The organism is Streptomyces sp. TLI_55 (assembly GCF_900206255.1).
GTDB lineage: Bacteria > Actinomycetota > Actinomycetes > Streptomycetales > Streptomycetaceae > Streptomyces > Streptomyces aquilus.
This window is the reverse complement of sequence record NZ_OAOJ01000001.1, coordinates 1,652,144-1,674,892: the sequence shown is the minus strand read 5'-3', so window position 1 is coordinate 1,674,892 and position 22,749 is coordinate 1,652,144. Positions and strand designations below refer to the sequence as shown.

The following is a 22,749-nucleotide window of genomic DNA, read 5'->3' as shown; positions in this document are numbered from 1 at the left end:
ACGTACCACCATGACGCTCGTCAAGGAAGCGCCCGCGCGCCCGGCGAAGAAGCGGTCCGCCGCTCCTGCCGCCGGGCGGCGCGGGCGGCGCCGCGAGAACATCGCCGGCTATCTCTTCATGTCGCCGTGGATCGCCGGGTTCCTGGTGCTCACGGCGGGGCCGATGATCGCGTCGCTCTACTACGCGTTCACCCGCTACAACCTCTTCACCCCGCCGGAGTGGGTGGGCCTCGACAACTTCACGACCATGTTCCAGGACCCGCGCTGGCAGAAGTCGGTCGAGGTCACGCTGAAGTACGTCGTCGTGGCCACCCCGCTCAAGCTGCTGCTGGCCCTCGGAGTGGCGCTGCTGCTCGCGCAGAAGCGGAGCGGACAGGGGCTGTACCGGGCCGCGTTCTACATGCCCTCGCTCATCGGCGCCAGCGTTTCCGTCGGCTTCGTGTGGCGGGCGCTGTTCTCGGACGACGCGATCGTGGACCGTACCCAGAAGGTCTTCGGACTCGACGTCGGCGGCTGGATCGGCAACCCGGACTACGTCCTCTACGCGCTGGTGGCCTTGAGCATCTGGCAGTTCGGCGCGCCGATGGTCATCTTCCTGGCCGGTCTCAAGCAGGTCCCGCAGGAGCTGTACGAGGCCGCCGAGATGGACGGCGCCGGACCGCTGCGCCGGTTCTGGAACATCACCCTGCCGATGATTTCCCCCGTGCTGTTCTTCAACGTGCTGCTGGAGTCGATCCACGCGTTCCAGGTGTTCGGGTCCGCGTACGTCGTCTCCAACACCCAGTGCGGGCCCGCCGACGCCACCCTCGTCTACACCTGTTACCTCTACCAGAAGGGCTTCAAGGAGGCCCAGATGGGCTTCGCCTCGGCGATGGCCTGGACGCTGGTGGTCGCGGTGGCGCTGGTCACGGCGGTCCTGTTCTGGTCGCAGAAGAAGTGGGTGCACTACGAGGAGGCCGCCAAGTGACCAGCGCCACCAGTACTCCTGCCGTCCGTTCCGCGAGCGGGCGGCGGCGCACAGGGTCGATCGCCTGGCACGTCGGCGCGCTCGCCGTCCTCGCGGTCGTCCTCTACCCCGTCATCTGGGTGCTCGGCGCCTCGTTCAAGCCGAGCAAGGACATCATCGCCAGCATCGACCTGCTGCCGGCCAAGCCGGTCTGGGCGAACTTCTCGGGGCTCGCCGACGGTATCTCCGGCATCTCCATCAGCACGTTCTTCCTGAACTCGCTGACCTACGCCGGGCTCGCCGTCGTCGGGGTCGTGATCTCCAGCTCGCTGACCGCCTACGCCTTCGCCAAGATCGGGTTCGCCGGGCGGAATCTGCTGTTCACGCTGATGATCGGCACGCTGCTGCTGCCGTACCACGTGCTGCTCATCCCGCAGTACGTGATGTTCCGCAAGCTGGAACTCGTCGACACCATGGTGCCGCTCGTGGCGGGCAAGTTCCTGGCCACCGAGGCGTTCTTCGTCTTCCTCATGGTGCAGTTCATGCGCGGACTGCCGCGCGAGCTGGACGAGGCCGCCAGGCTCGACGGCTGCGGGCACTTCCGGACCTACTGGTCCATCGTGCTGCCGCTGACCCGCCCGGCCCTCATCACCAGCGCCATCTTCACCTTCATCAACGCGTGGAACGACTTCATGGGGCCGTTGATCTACCTCAACACCCCCGACAAGTACACCGTCTCGCTCGGCCTGATGATGTTCCGCGACCAGGAGGGCATCTCCAACTACGGAAGCATGATCGCGATGTCCCTGGTGGCGCTCGTGCCGGTCATCGCCTTCTTCATGGCCTTCCAGCGGTATCTCATCGACGGCATGGCGACGTCCGGACTGAAGTGAGGCGGTCGGCATGGCGCAAGCACGGGTGAAGGCCCGCAGGCCGGCCTTCGGGGGCGAGCGGTTCGCCGTGTTCGCCGAGTGTCTGCTCACCGGGGTGTGGATCGCGGTGGCCTCGCTCGGCGTCGCCACCTACCCCGCGGCCTTCGCCGCCGGCGCCCGCCATCTGCGACGGCGGATCCGCCATGAGGCCGGAGGCTGGCGGGAGTTCGTCGCGGACTTCCGTACGGCCCTGCGCCGCGGGTGGGTCGTCGGGCTCGCCGGCTGGGCCGTGGCCGGCGCGGTCTGGGTGGACGTCCTGGCCGCGCGGGCCGGGATTCCCGGCGGGCCTTTTGTCGGGGCCGTCGGTCTGTTCGCCCTGATCGCCGTCGTCGTGGCGCTGCTGCGGGCGGCGGCCGTCTGGACGCCCGGCGACTCCTGGCGGGCGCTGCTCTCGGACGCCGGGCGCCGCACCCTGCTCGACCCCGCCGGGTCCTTCCTGATCGTGGGCGGGCTGGGTGTCGTGGTCCTGTCCGCCGCGTTCGTCGCGCCGCTGGCGGTTCCCGTCCTGGGAGCCGTCGCGGCGGCGGCCGTCGCCGTGGAAGAGCGGTACCGCCACCGCTGACGGGCGGTGCGCTCCCGCGCAGCCGGCACCGCTGACGTGCGGGCCGCTGCGCCTTCAAGGTCGGTGCCCCGGGCGCCGTACCTCTCTCTGTCATGCCCCTGACCAGCCGTACAGCCGCCCATGGAAAGGAATGACCATGTCTCCCATCCCCCGCAGGTCCCTCCTCAAGGCCGCCGCCGTCGCCGGCGCCGCCGCGCAGTTCAGCTGGGCGCTGGGAACGAAGGACGCGCAGGCCGCGCCCAGAGCCGCCGAGGCCGACGACGGTCCCGTGGTCCTGGACTGGCTGGAGGACGGCGGACTCGGCGCCGCCCCCGGCTCCACCCTCGGCGTGCCCTGGCCCAGGGGCGTCCACCAGGAGGACCAGACCTTCGCGCTCACGGACGCGGACGGCACATCCGTGCCCGTGCAGTCCTGGCCCCTCGCCTACTGGCCCGACGGCTCCCTCAAGTGGACCGCCCACGCGGTGAGTTCGGGCAACGGCAAGCTCACCCTGTCCGCGGGCGAGGCCGCCGTACCCGACAAGAAGGTCACCGTCGACAAGAGCGGCGGCACCATCACCGTCTCCACCGGTGTCATCACCGCCAGGATCGGCAAGTCCGGCGCCACGCTGATCAAGTCGGTCACCCGCGGCTCCACCGAGATCGCCAAGAACGGCAAGCTCGTCCTGATCCGCCAGCCCGAGATCGAGGACGAGGATCAGGGCACGGTGAAGACCGAGCGCTTCGACGGCGCCATCGCCGACGTGACCGTCGAGCAGGACGGCCCGGTCCGCGCGGTCGTCCGCATCGACGGCAAACACCGTAAGGGCGACCGGAGTTGGCTGCCGTTCTCCCTCCGCGTCTACTTCTACGCGGGCGCCGACTCCTTCCGCATGGTGCACACCCTCACCTTCGACGGAACCCAGGAGCCGGGCAAGGCGAGCGGCGACTTCATCCGCGGCATCGGCGTCCGCTTCACCGTGCCGATGCGCGACCCGTCGTACGACCGCCACGTCCGCATCGGCGGCGAGGGCACCGGTCTGCTGCGCGAGGCCGTCAAGGGCATCACGGGCCTGCGGCGCGACCCGGGGGCCGCCGTCCAGGCCGCCCAGTACGCGGGCGAGAAGCTGCCCGACCCCGCCACCTGGGACCAGCGGGTGACGACGAGATTGCAGTACATCCCCGAGTGGGGCGACTACACCCTCTCCCAGCTCTCCGCCGACGGCTTCACCCTGCGCAAGCGGACGAAGAAGGGCCACGGCTGGATCGGCGCGGGGGGCGGCAAGCGGGCCTCCGGGTTCGGTTACGTCGGTGGCGTCAGCGGCGGACTCTCCTTCGGCCTGCGGGACTTCTGGGAGAAGTTCCCCGCCCAGCTCGACATCCGCGACGCCCACACCGACGAGGCCGAGGTCACCCTCTGGCTCTGGTCGCCCGAGGCGCAGCCCATGGACCTGCGCTTCTACCACGACGGCATGGGCCAGGACACCTTCGCCGAGCAGCTCGAAGGCCTCAACATCACCTACGAGGACTACGAGCCGGAGTTCGGCACGCCGTACGGCATCGCCCGCACCTCAGAACTGCTGTTCTGGGCCAACGAGTCGACCCCGTCGGCGGCCGCTCTTGCCCAACAGGTCGCAGCCGTACGGGTGTTGCCGCAGCTCGCCGCGCCGCCCAAGCAGCTCATCAAGGCGAAGGTCTTCGGCCCCGGCCTGTACTCCGAGCCCGACCGCTCCACGCCAGCCAAGGCGAAGATCGAGGACCACCTCGACTTCCTCTTCACCTACTACAAGGACCAGGTGGAGCAGCGCCGTTGGTACGGCTTCTGGGACTACGGCGACATCATGCACACCTATGACACCGTCAGGCACCAGTGGCGGTACGACATCGGCGGCTACGCCTGGGACAACTCCGAGCTCTCGCCCGACCTGTGGCTGTGGTTCGCGTACCTCCGCTCCGGCCGCGCGGACATCTTCCGGTTCGCCGAGGCGATGACCCGGCACACCGGCGAGGTCGACGTCTACCACCTCGGCAAGTGGGCCGGCCTCGGCACCCGGCACGGCGTGCAGCACTACGCCGACAGCGCCAAGCAGCAGCGCATCGCCAACACCACGTACCGGCGCTACTACTACTTCCTCACCGCGGACGAGCGGGTCGGCGACCTCATGCACGCCAACGTCGACTCCGACGAGACGTTCCTCGTCCTCGACCCGCTGCGCAAGATCCGCACCGAGCCCTACACGCCCGACCGGCACGCCCTGTCGGTCGGCTTCGGCACCGACTGGTCGGGCCTGGTGTCGGCGTGGCTGACCGAGTGGGAGCGCAAGGGGCCCAAGTGGGAGAAGGCCAAGGCGCGGGTCCTGTCGACCATGGAGGGGATCGCCGCGCAGCCCAACGGGTTCGTGCAGGGCAGTGGGCTGTACGACCTCGACACGGGCAAGTTCACGGTCGCCGCGACACCGGTCGTCGGGGTCTCGCACCTCTCCGCCGTGTTCGGCCTCAACGAACTGTGCGCCGAACTCATCGACCTCGTCCACATGCCCGCGTTCAACGAGGCGTACTACGACTACTGCCGCTACTTCAACGCCACCAAGGCCGAGCAGGCGGCGCGCTACGGGTCCAACTTCGGGACGCTGCTGCTGTTCCAAGGGCACTCGCGGCTCGACGCGTATGCCGCGGTGCAGACGGGGGACGAGAAGCTGGCCAAGCGGGCGTGGGAGAAGTTCTACAACTCCGACGGGTACAAGGAGTCGGCGCCTTGGAAAACGGAGGCCTTGAGCGGGCCGGTGGCATTGGTGGCCGGTAGTGAGGCGGCGTGGGTTTCCACGAATGACACCGCGTTGTATGGGCTCGCGGCCATTGAGAACCTGGCGTTGCTCGGGGACAGGATGCCGTGACGGTTCGTGGGGAACTGCGGGACCGTTGTGGCTGGTCGCGCAGTTCCCCGCGCCCCTTGGCGGTGTCTCAGCTGAACTTGCCCAGTTTGTTCCGCATTCGCTGCACATCCCTGATGCGCTGCTCGTACGTCGCTCCCAGGGCCAGGAGCAGGAGGCCCGCCAGTGCCGGGGGGACCCAGCGGGGGAGAGCGTCCGTCACCTGGACTATGTACGGAGCCAGTTCGTGGAGGGCGTCCAGGGTCAGGACCGAGCCGCCCAGGACCAAGGGCGCCTGGAGGCTGTAGCCGCCGCCCAGCAGGGTGAGGGACAGCGCCGCCAGGCCCAGGAGCAGCGGGCGGGTCCAGTGCGGGTCGCCCCAGGCCATGACCAGGCTCGGCAGGAGCGTGGCGGCCAGGCCCGGACCGTACGCCGTCCAGGACGAGGTCTCCGGGGCGCGCCGCCTGCGGAGCCGGCCGACGAGCAGCGCCGGGATCGTGACCGGGAGCGTGTACGCCTCGGGGGTGTCGACCTGCCAGGCCGCCAGGCGCACCCAGGTGGCCAGGAGGAAGAGGGTGGCGGCCGCGTAGCCCACGGTGTGGCGGTCGGGGCGGAGGGCGGTGCCCGCGGCGATCACTCCGCACAGGGACAGGACCAGGGCCAGCATCGGGGGGTCGGTCGCGGCGAGGGCGAGGGCCAGGAGGGCGGCGACGGCTCCGGTGACCTCCACCGTCAGCGTCGCCCGGGGCTCCTTGAGCCACGCCGCCAGCAGGGCCGCGGACACCGGGACCGCCAGCACGAGCAGGGCCGTGTACTGCGGCTGCCAGTCCGCCGCGGCGCCGATCGCGCAGGCCAGTGCGGTGGCGTACGCGAGGGCCGCCGGGGCCGTGATGACCGTGATCCGCCAGGAGACCACCGCGAAGAACGCCGTGAGGGCGCCGAGCGCGGTGAGGGTCGCCGACTGGGAGGCCAGGGCGGCGAAACCCAGGTTCGCGGAGGTGACGAGGGCGAGGACGGTCGCGGTCGGCTGACCGTAGGGCGACGCCAGGATCACGCCCGTCACCGAGCCCAGCACCAACAGGCCGAGCGTGTACGGCAGTTCGAGGACCGCGGGAAGCGTCAGCGCCGCCGCCCACGTCAGCACCAGCGCACCGGTCAGGGCTCGCGGACGCCAGTCGGTGTGCCGTACCGCCAGGGCCAGTACCGCCGCCACGGCCACCAGGACCAGCGGGGCCGTCGCCGCGTCCGGCGGCCAGGGGATGTCCACCGTGACCGCCTCGCGCAGATCCGCCGGCGCGCCCGACCAGGCGTGCGCCACCCACGCGACCGGCCCCAGCAGAGTCACCGCCACGACGGGCAGCGTCCACACCACGGCCAGGGCCTGGACGGCACCGGAGGCCGCGGCGAACCCGCGCCGCACCGTCTCCGGCAGCCCCTCCGGTCGTACCGCCGCCAACAGGGCGATGCCGCAGGCGAGATGGACCGGAACCGCCCAGGCGCCGGGAAGCGCGGAGCGCGCCAGGCCACCGAGCGCGGCGACCAGCAGGAGGGCGGAGGCGATCGAGAGGCCGAAGGCGTGACCGGTGCTCCGCGTCGCCGGGACGTCTGAGGCGGGCGCGGTGGCCTGCGCGCTCGCGCCTCGCCACGCCGCCGTCAGGGCGATCGTCGCGGCGAGGAGGAGGAGCGCCGCCGCACGGGCGGCGGCGCTCGGGCCGGTTGCCGTCCAGGACAGCGAACCGGCCGCCCATACGCCCGAGCCGCCCAGGCCGTACGCGCCGACGACGGCGAGCAGGCGTACGGGTCCGGCGGTCGCCCGGAGCGCCACAACTGTGTCGAACGCGGCCGTCAGCAGCACGGCCGCCGTGACGCCGTAGGAGTCGGCGTCCAGCGCCAAGGCGCTGAAGAAGAGCGGCAGTTGGGCCGACAGGAGGGCCGCGGGAAGCGGCAGACGCAGGTCCTTCAGAGGCGGCAGCAGGCCGTACGCCAGCCACAGGGCCGCCAGCAGCGCCGACGCGATCGCCGTGTAGGGCGCGCCCTCCGCCTGCGGGAAGACCGTCTCGTGCAGCGCGTACGCGTCCAGGACCGTCAGCGCCAGGCCCAGGCCCGCCACCGACTCGGCCGTCGAGCGCAGGCCGCGCTTCAGCAGGACCGTGGGCGTGGCGAGCGCCGCCGCGGTGACCGCGCCGAGCACCAGGGCCCGCCCCGCGATCCCCAGGTCACCCCAGCTGACCAGCGTGAACGCCGTCGCCGCGATGACCAGCAGGACACCGCCCAGCATCAGCAGCACGTTCTGCACCCGGGGCGCGGTGGCCTCGGAGCGGGCGGCCTGGGCGGAGTGGGGCGGGGGAGGGACCGGTGTCTGGAGGGCGGTGACCAGCCAGGCGCGGCGCCGGAGCAACTGGGTCCGGCGGGCGTCGAGGTGGAACAGCTCCGCGTCCAGGAGCCGCAACTCCTCGGCCGGGGGCGGAAAGTGCGTCATGCCTTGGAGTGTGGTCCGGGTCACGTCGTACGACATGAGTGCGCGTACTCAGAACGTACTCAGATCCCTACGGGCAGACTCGGCACATGGACTGGAGCCGTTACCGCTTCCACACCCGATGGACCCTGCCCGCGCCCCCCGCCACCGTCTACGACGTGCTGGAACAGGCCGAGGACTACCCCCGCTGGTGGCCCCAGGTCCGTGCCGTGGAACGCCTCGACGACACCAGCGGCGTCATCACGATCCGGGCCACCCTGCCCTACGCCCTCGTCTTCACCGCGCGGGAAGTGCGGCGCGACCGGGCCGCCGGGGTGCTGGAGATCGCCATGACGGGGGACCTGGAGGGCTGGGCGCGCTGGACGATCACCGGGGACGGGGCGGGCACCCTAGCGCTGTACGACCAGGTCGTCGATGTGAACAAGCCGCTGCTGCGGCGCCTCGCCGTGCCGGGGCGGCCGGTGTTCCGGGTCAATCACCGGCTGATGATGCGGGCCGGACGGCGGGGCCTGGCCGCCTACTTGGAAGCGGTTTGAAGGAAAGCCGCGGGGACCTGTATTGTTCAGTGCGTTCCCGGGCGATTAGCTCAGTGGGAGAGCGCTTCGTTCACACCGAAGAGGTCACTGGTTCGAACCCAGTATCGCCCACCGGGAGAAAGCCGGTCCGCAGCACGCGGACCGGCTTCTTTGTTTGTCGCGTGGCCCTTCAGGCGGCCGCCGCCGGCAGTTCCGGACGCAGCGGCCATGCCGGGTCCACCGCCTCCGGGGTGCCGCTGCGCGCGAACCACGCCTGGAGCCCGCGCGCCTGCGCCGCGTGCCACCCGGCCTGGAGGGTGTGCAGCTCGACTGGGCTCAGCCGCTCCAGGCGGGCCGCGAAACGCCGCCCCACCGCTCGTACGACCTCCAGCGCGGCCAGTGCGTCCGCGCCCGCGTCGTGCGCGCCGTCCAGTGTGACCTCGTAGTGCGCGCACAGGTCGGTCAGGGTGCGGCGGCCCTTGCGGTAGCGGTCCAGGTGCTTGTCCAGGACCCGCGGATCGAGGACCAGCAACGGCGACGCCTCGAACCAGCGGTCCAGGGACGACGCGCGATGGCGGCGCAACTCCCGGTCCAGCAGCGTCAGATCGAACGGCGCGTTCATCACCACCAACGGCCGCCCCGCGGACGCCTGTTCGCCCAGCTGTTCCGCTATCTCGTACATCACCGGCGCCGGCCAGCGGCCGTTGCGCTGCAGGTGTTCTTCCGTCAGCCCGTGCACCGCCGTCGCGCTCTCCGGCACCGGCACACCCGGGTTCACCAGCCACCGGCTCACCCGCGGCCGGGTGCCCGGGGCGTCCTGGACGACTATGGCGGCCGACACGATCCGGTCGGTCTCCACGTCGACGCCCGTCGTCTCCGTGTCGAAGGCGGCCAGGGGCCCTTCGTACCAGCACGTCATACCTACACAACCCCTCGTTCACCCACGGCAGCTGACGCACCGTCTTCTGCCGCTTTGGTGATACCCGGGCTGTTTGCGCCGTACGCCGGACGGACACAACAGGAATACCGGTCTTTGCAGTTCAGAGACCCGAGGTTCGGATTCACCGAGCGTGGAAGGCTGTTGGTCATGGCGATAGCGCAGCCCGAGCGGGGCGGGCTGCTGCCCGAACGTACGGGCCCCCTTCGCGGCACACTCGCCACCACCGCCTGCATGGAGACCTTGCAGGTGGGCTATCTGCACGCCGTCGCCGCGGCGGCCGGCTGCTCGCTGTCGCAGCCGTTCCCCGACAACGGCATCGACTGGCACGTCAGCCACGGCTCGCCCGGGCACACCGTCGACGACGAGGTCACCATCAAGGTGCAGCTCAAGTGCACCTACCAGGTCGCGCCCAACCCGCCGGGCCGGTTCTTCTCCTTCACGCTCGACAACGACCATCTGCGCAAGCTCGCGCGCACCCCCGTCTCGGTGCACAAGATCCTCGTGGTCATGCTCGTTCCGAGATCCCAGGACGACTGGCTGCGCGCCAGCCACGACCGCCTCGACCTGCGGCACTGCTGCTACTGGGTCAACCTCGCCGGGCACCCGGTCACGGGCCGGACCCGGACCACCGTACGGATACCGACCGCACGCATCTTCGACGACCGGGCGCTGTGCGAGATCATGACGCGGGTCGGGACGGGAGGCAGACCATGACCCACCGCCCCGTGGAAGAACCCCTGCGGCCGGTCCGGCCGCACCCCGTCGACGCCGCCGCCTGGAACCGCGCCCCCGAGCCGGACGACGTCGACCCCGCCGTCCTCAGCGCCCTGCTGCACCGGCACGGCTGGCAGCGCCGCGGCGGCGCCCCCGGACGCTACGGCCGCTGGACCCCACCGGGCCCCGGCACCGGAGGCACCAGCCTGCTCGTCCCCGAGAGCCGCGCCTTCCCCGACAGCGACGATCTGCTCGGCGAGGCGCTCGTCGCGCTCGCCCGCAGCGGCACACCCTCCGCGCACGAGGTCCTCGTCGGCCTCGCCGTGCCCAGCGACGAGATCCGCTGGTGGCGGGACGTACCGACCGGGCCGGCCGGAGCCGCGTCCTGGGCGGTGGAAGAGCAGTTGCGCGCCGCTGCCCGGCAGACCCTCCTCGCCGGCGCACTCGCCACACGCGCGCGTGCCGGCTACTACGGCGCCCGGCATCGCCGCGCCGCCCTTTCCCTGCTGGAGAACGTCCTCGTCGGCGCCGCCACCGACGGCCGGCTCACCGCCTTCGTGCCCGTCGGCACCGGCCGCCCCCTCGCCGTACGCCTCCACCAGGCCCTGTGCGCGGCCCGCGAGGCCATCGACTACCAGCGGGCCACCGGTGGCATGGACGCCTTCGACGGGGCCGTCGAGGCAGGCGTGAGCCGTGAGCTCACCGAGGCCCTCATCGCGCTCGTGCGCGGTACGGAGGGGGCGCGCATCGCGGTGGACTGGGCGCCGGCGGCCGGAGTGCCCGAGGGGTGCGCGGCGTCCGGGGAGCCCGTCGAGTTCTCGCCCGGTGACCTGCCCGTGCTGCGCGAGGCCGGGGCCCGCTATCTGCGCGAGGAACCGTCCGTGCCGGTGCGGGTCACCGGGACGGTGGTGCGGATGCGCAGGTCGGGGCCGCGCGGGGAGGGCAGCGTACGGCTGCGGGTGATCGCCGGCGTGGAGGTGCCGCACATCCGGCTGACCCTGGACGAGGAGGCGTACCGCATCGCCGGGCACGCCCACCTCGTCGGGCTGCCGGTGCGGGTGCACGGGCGGCTGGAGAGCCGGGGCGGGTTCCGGCGGCTGACCGGCGCCTCCGGCGTCGTACCGGTGCAGGTGGACGAGGCGGAGCGGGACCGGCTGATGAAGTCGTTGCAGGAGAACCTGGACTTCTTCGAGGAGGCCTGCGGAGGGGACTGATTTCGCGGTCGGTGGGTGCGGGTCGGTACGATCCCCTATTGCGCGCGCTCACGGTATGGCGCCCGCATCCCCTTCAGTCAGGAGAGACCGGTGTCAGACGTCCGTGTGATCATCCAACGCGATTCCGAGCGGGAAGAGCGCACGGTGACGACGGGCACTACGGCCGCCGAGCTCTTCGCCGGCGAGCGCTCGATCATCGCCGCGCGGGTGGCCGGTGAGCTGAAGGACCTGGCGTACGAGGTCAAGGACGGCGAGACCGTCGAGGGCGTCGAGATCTCCTCCGAGGACGGTCTCAACATCCTGCGCCACTCCACCGCCCACGTCATGGCGCAGGCCGTGCAGGAGCTCTTCCCCGAGGCCAAGCTGGGCATCGGCCCGCCGGTCAAGGACGGCTTCTACTACGACTTCGACGTCGAGAAGCCGTTCACGCCCGAGGATCTCAAGGCCATCGAGAAGAAGATGCAGGAGATCCAGAAGCGCGGGCAGAAGTTCTCCCGCCGGGTGGTGACCGACGAGGCGGCCCGCGAGGAGCTGGCGGACGAGCCGTACAAGCTGGAGCTGATCGGCCTCAAGGGCTCGGCGTCGCACGACGACGGCGCGGACGTCGAGGTCGGCGCCGGTGAGCTGACGATCTACGACAACCTCGACGCCAAGACCGGCGACCTGTGCTGGAAGGACCTCTGCCGCGGTCCCCACCTGCCCTCCACCCGGAACATCCCGGCGTTCAAGCTGATGCGCAACGCGGCCGCCTACTGGCGCGGCAGCGAGAAGAACCCCATGCTCCAGCGCATCTACGGCACCGCCTGGCCGACCAAGGACGAGCTGAAGGGCTACCTCGACTTCCTCGCCGAGGCCGAGAAGCGCGACCACCGCAAGCTGGGCTCCGAGCTGGACCTGTTCTCCATCCCCGAGCAGATCGGCTCCGGCCTCGCCGTCTTCCACCCCAAGGGCGGCATCATCCGCCGGGTCATGGAGGACTACTCGCGCCGCCGCCACGAGGAGGAGGGCTACGAGTTCGTCTACACCCCGCACGCGACGAAGGGGAAGCTCTTCGAGACGTCCGGGCACCTGGACTGGTACGCCGACGGCATGTACCCGCCCATGCAGCTCGACGAGGGCGTGGACTACTACCTCAAGCCCATGAACTGCCCGATGCACAACCTGATCTTCGACGCGCGCGGCCGCTCGTACCGTGAACTGCCGCTGCGCCTCTTCGAGTTCGGGACCGTGTACCGGTACGAGAAGTCGGGCGTCGTGCACGGCCTGACCCGCGCGCGTGGCTTCACGCAGGACGACGCGCACATCTACTGCACGCGCGAGCAGATGTCGGAGGAGCTCGACAAGACGCTCACCTTCGTCCTCGGCCTGCTGCGGGACTACGGTCTGACCGACTTCTACCTGGAGCTGTCGACCAAGGACCCGGAGAAGTTCGTCGGCTCGGACGAGGTCTGGGAGGAAGCGACCGAGACGCTGCGCCAGGTCGCCGAGAAGCAGGGGCTGCCCCTCGTCCCCGACCCGGGCGGCGCCGCGTTCTACGGCCCGAAGATCTCCGTCCAGACCAAGGACGCGATCGGCCGCACCTGGCAGATGTCGACCATCCAGCTCGACTTCAACCTGCCCGAGCGCTTCGACCTGGAGTACACGGGTCCGGACGGCTCCAAGCAGCGTCCGGTCATGATCCACCGCGCGCTGTTCGGCTCCATCGAGCGGTTCTTCGCGGTGCTCCTGGAGCACTACGCGGGCGCGTTCCCGGCGTGGCTGGCGCCGGTGCAGGCGATCGGTATCCCGATCGGTGACGCGCACGTCGAGTACCTGGAGAAGTTCGCCGCCGCCGCGAAGAAGCAGGGGCTGCGGGTCGAGGTGGACGCCTCCTCGGACCGGATGCAGAAGAAGATCCGCAACGCCCAGAAGCAGAAGGTGCCCTTCATGGTCATCGCGGGCGACGAGGACATGTCGGCGGGCTCGGTGTCCTTCCGCTACCGCGACGGCTCGCAGGAGAACGGCATCCCGTTCGACGAGGCCATCGCGAAGATCGCGAAGGTCGTCGAGGAGCGGGCGCAGGTCTGATCGTCCGGCGGTACGCGGAGGCCCTCGGGAGGCTCAGCTTCCCGGGGGCCTCTCGTCGTCCTCCCGCGAGAACACCTGGAGCAGCCAGGAGGCGAACGTGCCAGTCACCGTGCCCACCAGCGCCAGCCCGATGGCCATCATCCCGACCGCGATCAGGCGTCCGGTCGGGGTGACGGGCGTGACGTCGCCGTATCCGACGGTCGTGAGGGTGGCGCAGGCCCACCACAAGGCGTCCCCGAAGGTCCGCATGGAGGACCCCGCCGCGTCCCGCTCGCGCTGGTAGACCGCGAGCGCGCCCGAGAAGCCGAGCAGGAACGTCGACAGACCGGCGTAGGCCATCACACGCGCGTGCAGCGCGAGCCGGGGCCGGCCGTGGCGGCGCTGGACGGCCTCGTAGACCTTGACGATCCGCAGGGGCCGCAGCAACGGCAGCAGGACCACGACCGTGTCCAGCAGGTGCGTCCGGACGAAACGCAGCCGCTGCCCGCTCGCCCGCCAGCGCACCGCGTAATCCGCCACGAAGAGAGCCCACGCGGCCAGCATCACCGCCAGGCACGCGTCCGCCCCGGCCTGTGGCAGGTCCTCCGCCAATACGCGGACCGCGTACGCGGCGAGGAACACCAGCGATGCCACGGCGAGGGGGATCTCGGTGCGCTCCTCCCAGGCGGTCCTGGAGCTGGTCGTACGGCTGTCATCGGTCACCGGCCCAGCTTCGCGCGGGAGGGTTTTGCCGCAACCCCGCCGACACGCCGCGAACGGGCGAAGCCATATGCTTCCCTGCATGACGAGTGAGCCGGAGCAGCAGTGGGGAGTGGGGACCCAGGACGCGTTCCAGCGTCTGTGGACGCCCCACCGGATGGCCTACATCCAGGGCGAGAACAAGCCGACCGGCCCGGGCGCCGACGACGGCTGTCCCTTCTGCTCCATCCCGGCCAAGTCCGACGAGGACGGTCTGATCGTCCGGCGCGGCGAGCAGGTGTACGCGGTGCTGAATCTGTATCCGTACAACGGCGGTCACCTGATGGTCGTGCCCTACCGGCACGTGGCCGACTACACCGATCTCACGGACGCGGAGACCGTCGAGCTGGCCGCGCTGACCAAGCAGGCGATGACGGCCCTGCGCACCGCGTCCGGCGCGCACGGCTTCAACATCGGCATGAACCAGGGCACGGTGGCGGGCGCCGGTATCGCCGCCCACCTGCACCAGCACATCGTGCCCCGCTGGGGCGGCGACACGAACTTCATGCCGGTCGTCGGCCACACGAAGGTGCTGCCGCAGCTGCTCGCCGACACCCGGAAGATGCTGGCGGACGCCTGGCCCGCGTCCGCCTAGCCGGCTACGCGTCGTAGAGGTCGGCCTTCTTGGGCGACGGGTCCTGGATCGCGGTGCTCAGGAACGCCGACCTCGTGCCGAACTTCTCCGTGTCGACGCCGTTGTCCTCCAGGACCTTGATCGCCGCCGCGTGCACCACGCGCAGCACCGGTGTCGCGGCGCGCATGGCGTCGTCGGCCATGAAGCGGTGGCGCCAGGGCTGGTCGGCCCAGACGTGCCGCAGGCCGAACGGCTCGGGGAGGACGATGGTCCCGCCGAGCCAGTTCAGCAGGGGCGGGTACCAGGTCAGCGGGGCGCGCACGGTCAGTCGTACGACCTCGTCGGTGGGGACCAGCGGCAGGTTGACCTTGCGGGTCTCCCACGGCTTGAAGGACTTCGCGACCTCCTTCGTGGGGGCCTCGGACTTGCCCGTGAACAGGGAGTTCACCGGGCCGAGCGCATGTCCTGTCACCTCGATGCGCAGTGTCTCGTGCAGCACGGTGACGGTGATCATCATCGTGAGGATCAGCTGGCCGTCCCACAGCGTCCACTGCACGCCGAGGTAGTGCCGGTCGCCGCTGCCGAACTGCTGCTTGTTGCAGATGTCCTGTATCGAGTGCTGGCGGTGCTGGAACGCCTCGATGTCGGCCGACTGCTCGGTGCGGGTCACCGCGTTGGCGTTCTCGCCGATGGGGGAGACGATCCAGTGCCGTATGGACGCCTTCGGGAAGCCGCCGGTGTTGATGGTGTTGCGCTCCAGCATCCGCAGCCGGGCCTCGATGTTGCGGATGACGTCCCAGCTGCGGAAGGGGTGGATCTCCCGGGTCGGGTCGGCGGGGATGAGGTCCTCGGCGAGCTGCCAGCTGCCCCAGCGGGTGCCCATGCCGAGGATGCCCTTGGGGCCGGCGTAGAAGACGTGGTTGGACTGCTGCTCGGCGCTGAGGCGGGCGAGGGACTGGCGCTTCTGCTCGGCCTGGGTCTCGCCGGGGCTGCTCGGCACCGCCTCGGGCACCTGGGCGCCGACGCTGCTGCCCGCGATCAGTCCGTCCCAGCGGGCGCGAAGGTCCTTCGCGGCGCTGTCGCAGATCTGCTTGGCCCAGAACCAGCCGATGACGGGGGCGACCACGCACGCGCGTGCGTACAGGCCCCAGAAACCGGTGAACGGCATCTTGATCAGGAAGAGGACGGCGAGGGCACCGACGCCCACCAGCAGTGCGGTGGCCGCGGCGGAGGCGCGCTTGTTCGGGTTCTTGTCGATGGTCGTGCGGATCACGAACACCAGGAGCCACACCAGCAGGCCGGGCAGGAACAGCACGCCGGTCAGCAGCATGACCGTGGACAGCCGCAGGTCCCGCGCGCGCCGCAGGCGGTAGGCGGCCAGGCAGTGGTCGACGACGACCTGGGGCTCGGTGCCGAAGGACTGGATGAGCGGTTTGCGGCCGCCACCGATCATGCGGTCGATCACGGCCCGGGAGAACGCCTCACCGAGATTGGGCTTGAACAGGCCGCCGGTCCAGCCCTGGCCCTCCTTGACCGTCGTCTTGTGCCATTCGTTGTCGGCCTTCTTGATGTCGTCGACCAGATTGTCCCGGTACGCCGCCGAGGCCAGGGCGAAGGTCGCCGTCTGGCTCTCGTCCCCCGTGCGGGGCACCTGTGGTCCGAAGACGCTCTCGTAACCGGCATCAACGGTCATTCCCGCCCCCGATCGCCGCCATGGTCGTCGCTCCTGCGGCCTTCCCGACTTGCTTGCTTCGCACACCTGTTGATCAGGTCATCAGCGTATCCGCAGCCACCGACATTCGTCGGCGGACGGCCGAAGCCGCCCGCCAACTCGGAGGGGAGCGTTCCGCAAAGGTCACTCGGAGGGTTCCACAAAGGTCTCTTGGCGCGTCCCACAAAGGTCACTTGGAGCGTGCCCGGCGCCAACTGCTAGGAATCGCGGGCCTCTTCACGGATCCTTTCGGCGATCTGCGCCGGCATCGGTTCGTGCCGGGCGTAGGAGCGGTGGAAGCGGGCCGTGCCGTGGGACAGGGAGCGCAGGTCGACCGCGTACCGGCCGATCTCGATCTCCGGCACCTCGGCCTTGACGAGGGTGCGGTTGCCGCTGGTCTGCTCGGTGCCCAGCACCCGGCCGCGCCGCCCGGACAGGTCGCTCATCACGGCGCCCACGTAGTCGTCGCCGACCAGGATGCTCACCTCGGCCACCGGCTCCAGCAGATGGATCTTCGCGTCGGCCGCGGCTTCCCGCAGCGCCAGCGCGCCCGCCGTCTGGAAGGCGGCGTCGGAGGAGTCCACCGAGTGCGCCTTGCCGTCGAGCAGCGTGATCCGCACGTCGATGAGCGGATGGCCGGCCGCAACTCCCTTGGCGGCCTGGGCCCTTACGCCCTTCTCGACCGACGGGATGAACTGCCGCGGCACCGCGCCGCCGACGACCTTGTCCACGAACTCGATGCCCGAGCCGCCCGGCAGTGGCTCCACCTCGATCTCGCAGATCGCGTACTGCCCGTGCCCGCCGGACTGCTTCACATGCCGCCCGCGCCCGCCCGACTTGCCGGCGAACGTCTCCCGCAGGGAGACCTTGTGCGGTACGACGTCGACCTGGACGCCGTAGCGGCTGCGCAGCCGCTCCAGCGCGACGTCGGCGTGGGCCTCGCCGAGGCACCACAGCACCACCTGGTGGGTGTCCTGGTTCTGCTCCAGCCGCATCGTCGGGTCCTCGGCGACGAGCCGGGACAGACCCTGCGAGAGCTTGTCCTCGTCCGCCTTGCTGTGCGCCTGGATGGCGAGCGGCAGCAGCGGGTCGGGCATCCGCCAGGGCTCCATCAGGAGCGGGTCGTCCTTGGCCGAGAGGGTGTCGCCGGTCTCCGCGCGGCTGAGCTTCGCCACGCACACCAGGTCCCCGGCGATGGCGTGCGTCACCGGGCGCTGCTGCTTGCCGAAGGGCGTGGACAGGGCGCCGACGCGTTCGTCGACGTCATGGTCCTCGTGGCCGCGGTCGGCCAGGCCGTGCCCGGAGACGTGGACGGTCTCGTCGGGGCGCAGGGTGCCGGAGAAGACGCGGACCAGGGAGACGCGCCCCACATAGGGGTCGGAGGACGTCTTGACGACCTCCGCGACCAGCGGGCCCTCGGTGTCGCAAGCCTTGATCTCGCGCGGCTTGCCGTCGATGGTCGTCACGCCGGGCGTGGGGTGCTCGAACGGCGTCGGGAAGCCGCGGGTGATCAGCTCCAGCACTTCCACGGTGCCGAGCCCCTGCTTGCCCCCTTCGGCCGCGGGTGCGGCGGCCAGCACCGGGTGGAACACCCCGCGCGCGACGGCCCGTTCGAGGTCCTCGATCAGGGTCTTGACGTCGACCTGCTCACCGCCGAGATAGCGGTCCATGAGGGTCTCGTCCTCGCTCTCGGAGATGATCCCCTCGATCAGCCGGTTGCGGGCCTCCTCCAGCTCCGGCAACTGGTCCTCGCCCGGCTCGGACTCCTTGCGCTCGCCGGAGGAGTAGTCGAACAGCTTCTGCGACAGCAGCCCGGTCAGCCCGGTCACGGGCGCGTGCCCGTCGGGGCCCTCGGGGCCGCGCAGCGGCAGATAGAGCGGCAGCACGGCGTCGGGGTCGTCCCCGCCGAACGCCTCCGCGCAGGTGCGGGTCATCTCCTCGAAGTCCGCGCGGGCGGCCTCCAGGTGCGTGATCACGATCGCGCGCGGCATGCCGACGGCCGCGCACTCCTCCCACACCATGCGGGTCGAGCCGTCCACGCCGTCCGAGGCGGAGACGACGAAAAGGGCCGCGTCCGCGGCTCGCAGACCGGCCCTGAGCTCCCCCACGAAGTCGGCGTATCCGGGGGTGTCCAGAAGATTGACCTTGATGCCGTCCCATTCGACCGGCACCAGGGAGAGCTGCACCGAACGATTCTGCCGGTGCTCGATCTCGTCGTAGTCGGATACGGTGCCGCCGTCCTCCACGCGGCCCGCCCGGTTCACCGCCCCCGCGGTCAGTGCGAGGGCTTCCACCAATGTCGTCTTGCCCGATCCGGAGTGGCCGACCAGCACCACATTCCGTATGGACGCGGGGTGGTCGGCCGCTGTTGCCCTGCCGGCGGCTCCGGGGTGTGCGTTCGCCTTGTCGCCCATGGTCCTGCCTCCCGTGCACGGTGAGGTCACTGTGGGCGCGGACATGCGGATCCGCGTGCGATGGCGGCTCCGGTGACGCCCGCGGTTCTTCGAGCTTTCCACTCTCGTCACGGTGCGTCCATACGGCGGACGCGATCGCGCCGTTACCCGCACGCCACGGGGACGTGACACGGGGCTCGGGTGCCCGGCGGTCGCACACGCGCGCGCGTGACTACGATGGGCCAGCCGGTGGTCAGCAGGGGCCGCGCGGCGACACCGACCCTCGGGAAGGCCATGCTGAACAAGTACGCGCGTGCATTCTTCACGCGTGTCCTCACACCGTTCGCCGCGTTTCTGATCCGCAGGGGCGTCAGCCCCGACACGGTCACCCTCCTCGGCACCGCAGGGGTGGTCGCGGGCGCGCTGGTCTTCTACCCCATGGGCGAGTTCTTCTGGGGCACGATCGTGATCACGCTCTTCGTGTTCTCCGACCTCGTCGACGGCAACATGGCCCGCCAGCTCGGCCGCTCCAGCCGCTGGGGCGCCTTCCTGGACTCCACGCTCGACCGGGTGGCGGACGGCGCGATCTTCGGCGGCTTCGCCCTCTGGTACGCCGGTGGCGGCGACGACATCGCGCTGTGCGCCGTCTCGATCTTCTGCCTGGCGAGCGGCCAGGTGGTGTCGTACACCAAGGCCCGGGGCGAGGCGATCGGGCTGCCGGTCGCGGTGAACGGGCTGGTCGAGCGGGCCGAGCGGCTGGTGATCTCCCTGGTCGCGGCCGGTCTTGCCGGTCTGCACAAGTTCGGTGTGCCGGGCATCCAGTACCTGCTGCCCGTCGCCCTGTGGATCGTCGCGGTCGGCAGTCTGGTAACCCTGATCCAGCGCGTGGTCACGGTCCGCCGTGAATCGGCGGAGGCCGACGAGGCGGCGGCCGCGCAGGAGGCGGCGAAGTGAGCGCCAAGGACCGGCTGACCGACGCCCTGTACGGCCTCGGTTGGGGAGCGGTCAAGAAGCTCCCCGAGCCGGTCGCCGTGCGCCTCGGGCAGACCATCGCCGACCTCGCCTGGAAGAAGCGCGGCAAGGGCGTCCAGCGGCTGGAGAGCAACTACGCGCGTGTGGTGCCCGACGCGGGCCCCGAGCGGCTCGCCGAGCTGTCCCGCGCGGGCATGCGCTCGTACCTGCGCTACTGGATGGAGTCCTTCCGGCTGCCCGCGTGGAGCGCGGAGCGCGTGAAGACGGGCTTCGACCCCAAGGACGTGCACTACCTCACCGACGGCATCGCCTCCGACCGGGGCGTCATCCTCGCGCTGCCCCACATGGGCAACTGGGACCTCGCCGGCGCCTGGGTCACCACCAAGCTGGAGACGCCCTTCACGACCGTCGCCGAGCGACTCAAGCCCGAGACCCTGTACGACCGTTTCGTCGCCTACCGCGAGGGCCTCGGCATGGAGGTCCTGCCGCACAGCGGCGGCTCCGCCTTCGGCACCCTGGCCCGGCGGCTGCGCGACGGCGGCCTGGTCTGCCTGGTCGCCGAGCGCGACCTGTCGTCGTCCGGCGTCGAGGTCCAGTTCTTCGGCGAGGCGACCCGCATCCCCGCCGGGCCCGCGCTCCTCGCCCAGCAGACCGGGGCGCTGCTGCTCCCCGTGACGCTCTGGTACGACGACTCGCCGGTGATGCAGGGCAGGGTGCATCCCCCGATCGAGGTGCCCGGGTCAGGTACGCGGGCGGAAAAGACGTCTGTCATGGCACAGGCGCTGGCCGATGCCTTCGCCTCGGGCATTGCCGACCATCCGGAGGACTGGCACATGCTGCAGCGGTTGTGGCTCAAGGATCTCGATCCCGGTAGGGCGCCCTCGTGAGGATCGGCATCGTCTGCCCGTACTCCTGGGACGTGCCGGGCGGCGTCCAGTTCCACATCCGTGATCTCGCCGAGTACTTCATCCGTCTCGGTCATGACGTCTCCGTCCTCGCCCCGGCGGACGACGACACCCCCCTGCCGCCGTACGTCGTCTCGGCGGGCCGCGCGGTGCCGGTGCCGTACAACGGCTCGGTGGCCCGGCTGAACTTCGGGTTCCTGAGCGCGGCACGCGTGCGCAGATGGCTGCACGACGGCGCGTTCGACGTCGTCCACATCCACGAGCCGTCCTCGCCCTCCCTCGGCCTGCTCACCTGCTGGGCCGCGCAGGGCCCGCTGGTCGCCACCTTCCACACCTCCAACCCGCGCTCCAAGGCGATGATCGCCGCGTACTCGATCCTCCAGGCCGCCCTGGAGAAGATCAGCGCGCGCATCGCGGTGAGCGAGTACGCCCGGCGAACGCTGGTGGAGCACCTCGGCGGCGACGCGGTCGTGATCCCCAACGGCGTCGACGTCGGCTTCTTCGCCAAGGCCGAGCCCAAGCCGGAGTGGCAGGGCGACACCATCGGCTTCATGGGCCGCATCGACGAGCCCCGCAAGGGGCTGCCGGTGCTGATGAGGGCCCTGCCGAGGATCCTCGCCGAGCGGCCGCAGACCCGGCTGCTGGTGGCGGGGCGCGGCGACGAGGAGGAGGCGGTGGAGACGCTGCCGGCGGAACTCCGCTCGCGCGTCGAGTTCCTCGGCATGATCAGCGACGAGGACAAGGCGCGCTTCCTGCGCAGCGTCGACCTCTACATCGCCCCCAACACCGGCGGCGAGAGCTTCGGCATCATCCTGGTCGAGGCCATGTCGGCGGGCGCCCCGGTGCTCGCCTCCGACCTCGACGCCTTCGCCCAGGTCCTCGACCAGGGCGCGGCGGGCGAGCTCTTCACCAACGAGGACGCGGACGACCTCGCGGAGGCGGCCGTACGCCTCCTGGCCGACCCGGAGCGACTCGCGGAGCTGCGCGAGCGCGGCAGCGCGCACGTACGACGCTTCGACTGGTCGACGGTCGGCGCGGACATCCTGTCGGTCTACGAGACGGTCACGGCGGGCGCGGCGGCGGTGGCCGCGGCGGACGACGACAGGGGGCCGGGGCTGCGGGCACGGCTGGGGCTGGCGCGGGAGTGAGTGGCGCGGACGCGGCTGGGGGCGGCCGGGGGTGAGTGGCGCGGACGCGGCTGGGGGCGGCCGGGGGTGAGTGGCGCGGACGTGGCTGGGGGCGGCCGGGGGTGAGTGGCGCGGACGTGGCTGGGGGGCGCGGAGCGGGTGGCGCGGGCAGTGCGGGGGCTGGCGCGGGAGTGAGTGGCGCGGGCGCGGCTGGGGGCGGCCGGGAGTGAGTGGTGCGGACGTGGCTGGGGGGCGCGGAGCGGGTGGCGCGGGCTGTGCGGGGGCTGGCGCCGGGACTGAGTGGCGCGGGCGCGGCTAGGGGCGGCGCGGACTGAGTGGCGCGGATGCGGCTGCGGCCGGGCTGGGCTGAGTGGCGTGGGTGCGGCTGCGGCCGGGCTGGGCTGAGTGGCGCGGATGTGGCTGGGGGCGCGGAGATGAGTGGCGCGGGTGCGGCTGGGGGCGGCGCGGGAGTGTGTGGCGTGAGGCCCGGGGGCGCGTAGGGCCGTGGGTGTGCGTCGGTAGTCTTGCCGCCCGTGACCGCAACCCTCATCTGGATCCTCGTCGCTCTCGTGGCGATCGGCCTGTACTTGAGCTGGACCGCAGGCCGGCTGGACCGTCTGCACGCCCGGATCGACGCCGCCCGCGCCGCGCTCGACGCGCAGTTGCTGCGCCGTGCGTCGGTGGCCCAGGAGCTCGCGACGTCCGGCGTCCTGGACCCCGCCGCGTCGATCGTCCTCTACGAGGCCGCCCATGCCGCCCGGCAGGCCGAGGAGGAGCAGCGGGAGGTCGCCGAGAGCGAGCTGAGCCAGGCACTGCGGGCCGTGTTCGCGGAATCCGCGCAGGTGGAGACGGTGAAGGAGGCGCCCGGGGGAGAGGCTGCGATCCACGAGCTGACCGAGGCGGTACGCCGGGTTCCGATGGCCCGGCGCTTCCACAACGACGCCGTCGGCGCGGTGCGCCGGCTGCGCGAGCACCGCAAGGTCCGCTGGTTCCGGCTGGCCGGTCACGCCCCGTTCCCGATGGCGTTCGAGATGGACGACGAGCCTCCGGCGGCCGTGGTGGACCGGGCCGCCTAGCGGCGTCGAACGGAAAACGATCCACCGGCTCACCATTGG

Annotated in this window: 18 protein-coding genes and 1 tRNA gene; 14 read left to right on the top strand and 5 right to left on the bottom strand. The window is 71.0% G+C overall.

Translation table 11 applies throughout. The features are described from left to right. Positions 1–10: 10 nt before the first annotated feature. The 4 genes from CRP56_RS07770 (at position 11) to CRP56_RS07755 (ending at position 5,312) form a co-directional block, all read left to right on the top strand. The gene (locus CRP56_RS07770; protein WP_097261583.1) at positions 11–967 is read left to right on the top strand and encodes a carbohydrate ABC transporter permease; all 957 of its coding nucleotides are present in this window, start codon (positions 11–13) and stop codon (positions 965–967) included. After that, positions 964–1,839 (top strand): carbohydrate ABC transporter permease, encoded by an 876-nt coding sequence (locus CRP56_RS07765; protein ID WP_097261581.1) that lies wholly within the window; start codon positions 964–966, stop codon positions 1,837–1,839. Before CRP56_RS07770 ends, CRP56_RS07765 begins: the two co-directional genes overlap by 4 nt. 10 nt (positions 1,840–1,849) lie before the next feature. After that, a complete protein-coding gene (locus CRP56_RS07760) occupies positions 1,850–2,440 on the top strand; it encodes a hypothetical protein (protein ID WP_179850965.1) in 591 nt (196 codons plus the stop codon). A gap of 136 nt (positions 2,441–2,576) precedes the next feature. After that, a complete protein-coding gene (locus CRP56_RS07755; RefSeq protein WP_097261579.1) occupies positions 2,577–5,312 on the top strand; it encodes an exo-rhamnogalacturonan lyase family protein in 2,736 nt (911 codons plus the stop codon). A gap of 67 nt (positions 5,313–5,379) precedes the next feature. Here the strand turns inward: CRP56_RS07755 and CRP56_RS07750 are convergent, their stop codons facing one another. Next, positions 5,380–7,767, bottom strand: a complete 2,388-nt coding sequence (locus CRP56_RS07750; protein WP_257040173.1) for an SCO7613 C-terminal domain-containing membrane protein — start codon at positions 7,765–7,767, stop codon at positions 5,380–5,382. A gap of 86 nt (positions 7,768–7,853) precedes the next feature. Here CRP56_RS07750 and CRP56_RS07745 point away from each other — a divergent pair, with 86 nt between their 5' ends. Together CRP56_RS07745 and CRP56_RS07740 are read left to right on the top strand one after the other, a co-directional pair. Beyond that, positions 7,854–8,300: an SRPBCC family protein gene (locus CRP56_RS07745; protein WP_097261574.1), complete on the top strand. Its 447-nt coding sequence runs from the start codon at positions 7,854–7,856 to the stop codon at positions 8,298–8,300. A gap of 39 nt (positions 8,301–8,339) precedes the next feature. Beyond that, a tRNA-Val gene (locus CRP56_RS07740) sits at positions 8,340–8,411 on the top strand. Positions 8,412–8,469: 58 nt separating this feature from the next. Here the strand turns inward: CRP56_RS07740 and CRP56_RS07735 are convergent. Continuing rightward, on the bottom strand, positions 8,470–9,198 hold the full coding sequence (locus tag CRP56_RS07735) for a 3'-5' exonuclease (RefSeq protein WP_097261571.1): 729 nt from the start codon (positions 9,196–9,198) through the stop codon (positions 8,470–8,472). Between the two features lie 168 nt (positions 9,199–9,366). Between CRP56_RS07735 and CRP56_RS07730 the strand changes: the two genes are divergently transcribed. From CRP56_RS07730 to thrS, 3 genes are all read left to right on the top strand, one after another. After that, positions 9,367–9,933 (top strand): DUF4365 domain-containing protein, encoded by a 567-nt coding sequence (locus CRP56_RS07730; protein ID WP_097261568.1) that lies wholly within the window; start codon positions 9,367–9,369, stop codon positions 9,931–9,933. Then, entirely contained in the window at positions 9,930–11,147 is a 1,218-nt protein-coding gene (locus CRP56_RS07725) for a hypothetical protein (RefSeq protein WP_097261566.1), read from the top strand. Before CRP56_RS07730 ends, CRP56_RS07725 begins: the two co-directional genes overlap by 4 nt. 90 nt (positions 11,148–11,237) lie before the next feature. Next, on the top strand, positions 11,238–13,214 hold the full coding sequence (thrS, locus tag CRP56_RS07720; RefSeq protein WP_097261565.1) for a threonine--tRNA ligase: 1,977 nt from the start codon (positions 11,238–11,240) through the stop codon (positions 13,212–13,214). 33 nt (positions 13,215–13,247) lie between these two features. Here thrS and CRP56_RS07715 read toward each other — a convergent pair whose 3' ends face one another. Continuing rightward, the gene (locus CRP56_RS07715) at positions 13,248–13,916 is read right to left on the bottom strand and encodes a potassium channel family protein (protein WP_257040169.1); all 669 of its coding nucleotides are present in this window, start codon (positions 13,914–13,916) and stop codon (positions 13,248–13,250) included. Positions 13,917–13,983: 67 nt separating this feature from the next. Here CRP56_RS07715 and CRP56_RS07710 point away from each other — a divergent pair, with 67 nt between their 5' ends. Beyond that, the gene (locus tag CRP56_RS07710; protein ID WP_059196410.1) at positions 13,984–14,547 is read left to right on the top strand and encodes an HIT family protein; all 564 of its coding nucleotides are present in this window, start codon (positions 13,984–13,986) and stop codon (positions 14,545–14,547) included. Between the two features lie 4 nt (positions 14,548–14,551). On the opposite strand, the gene CRP56_RS07705 is transcribed toward CRP56_RS07710, so the two are convergent. Next, entirely contained in the window at positions 14,552–16,219 is a 1,668-nt protein-coding gene (locus CRP56_RS07705; protein WP_097261563.1) for a hypothetical protein, read from the bottom strand. Between the two features lie 236 nt (positions 16,220–16,455). Next, on the bottom strand, positions 16,456–18,651 hold the full coding sequence (locus CRP56_RS07700; protein WP_097261561.1) for an elongation factor G-like protein EF-G2: 2,196 nt from the start codon (positions 18,649–18,651) through the stop codon (positions 16,456–16,458). 216 nt (positions 18,652–18,867) lie between these two features. Here CRP56_RS07700 and pgsA point away from each other — a divergent pair, with 216 nt between their 5' ends. The 4 genes from pgsA to CRP56_RS07675 all read left to right on the top strand — a co-directional run bounded on the left by pgsA (position 18,868) and on the right by CRP56_RS07675 (position 22,710). Beyond that, a complete protein-coding gene (gene pgsA, locus CRP56_RS07695) occupies positions 18,868–19,584 on the top strand; it encodes a phosphatidylinositol phosphate synthase (RefSeq protein WP_097261558.1) in 717 nt (238 codons plus the stop codon). After that, complete coding sequence (locus tag CRP56_RS07690; protein WP_097261557.1) at positions 19,581–20,489, top strand: phosphatidylinositol mannoside acyltransferase; 909 nt, start codon at positions 19,581–19,583, stop codon at positions 20,487–20,489. The genes pgsA and CRP56_RS07690 overlap by 4 nt, the downstream gene beginning before the upstream one ends. Next, a complete protein-coding gene (locus CRP56_RS07685) occupies positions 20,486–21,655 on the top strand; it encodes a glycosyltransferase family 4 protein (RefSeq protein ID WP_097261555.1) in 1,170 nt (389 codons plus the stop codon). The genes CRP56_RS07690 and CRP56_RS07685 overlap by 4 nt, the downstream gene beginning before the upstream one ends. Positions 21,656–22,167: 512 nt before the next feature. Then, entirely contained in the window at positions 22,168–22,710 is a 543-nt protein-coding gene (locus CRP56_RS07675; protein WP_097261550.1) for a hypothetical protein, read from the top strand. The last annotated feature ends 39 nt before the right edge of the window (positions 22,711–22,749 follow it).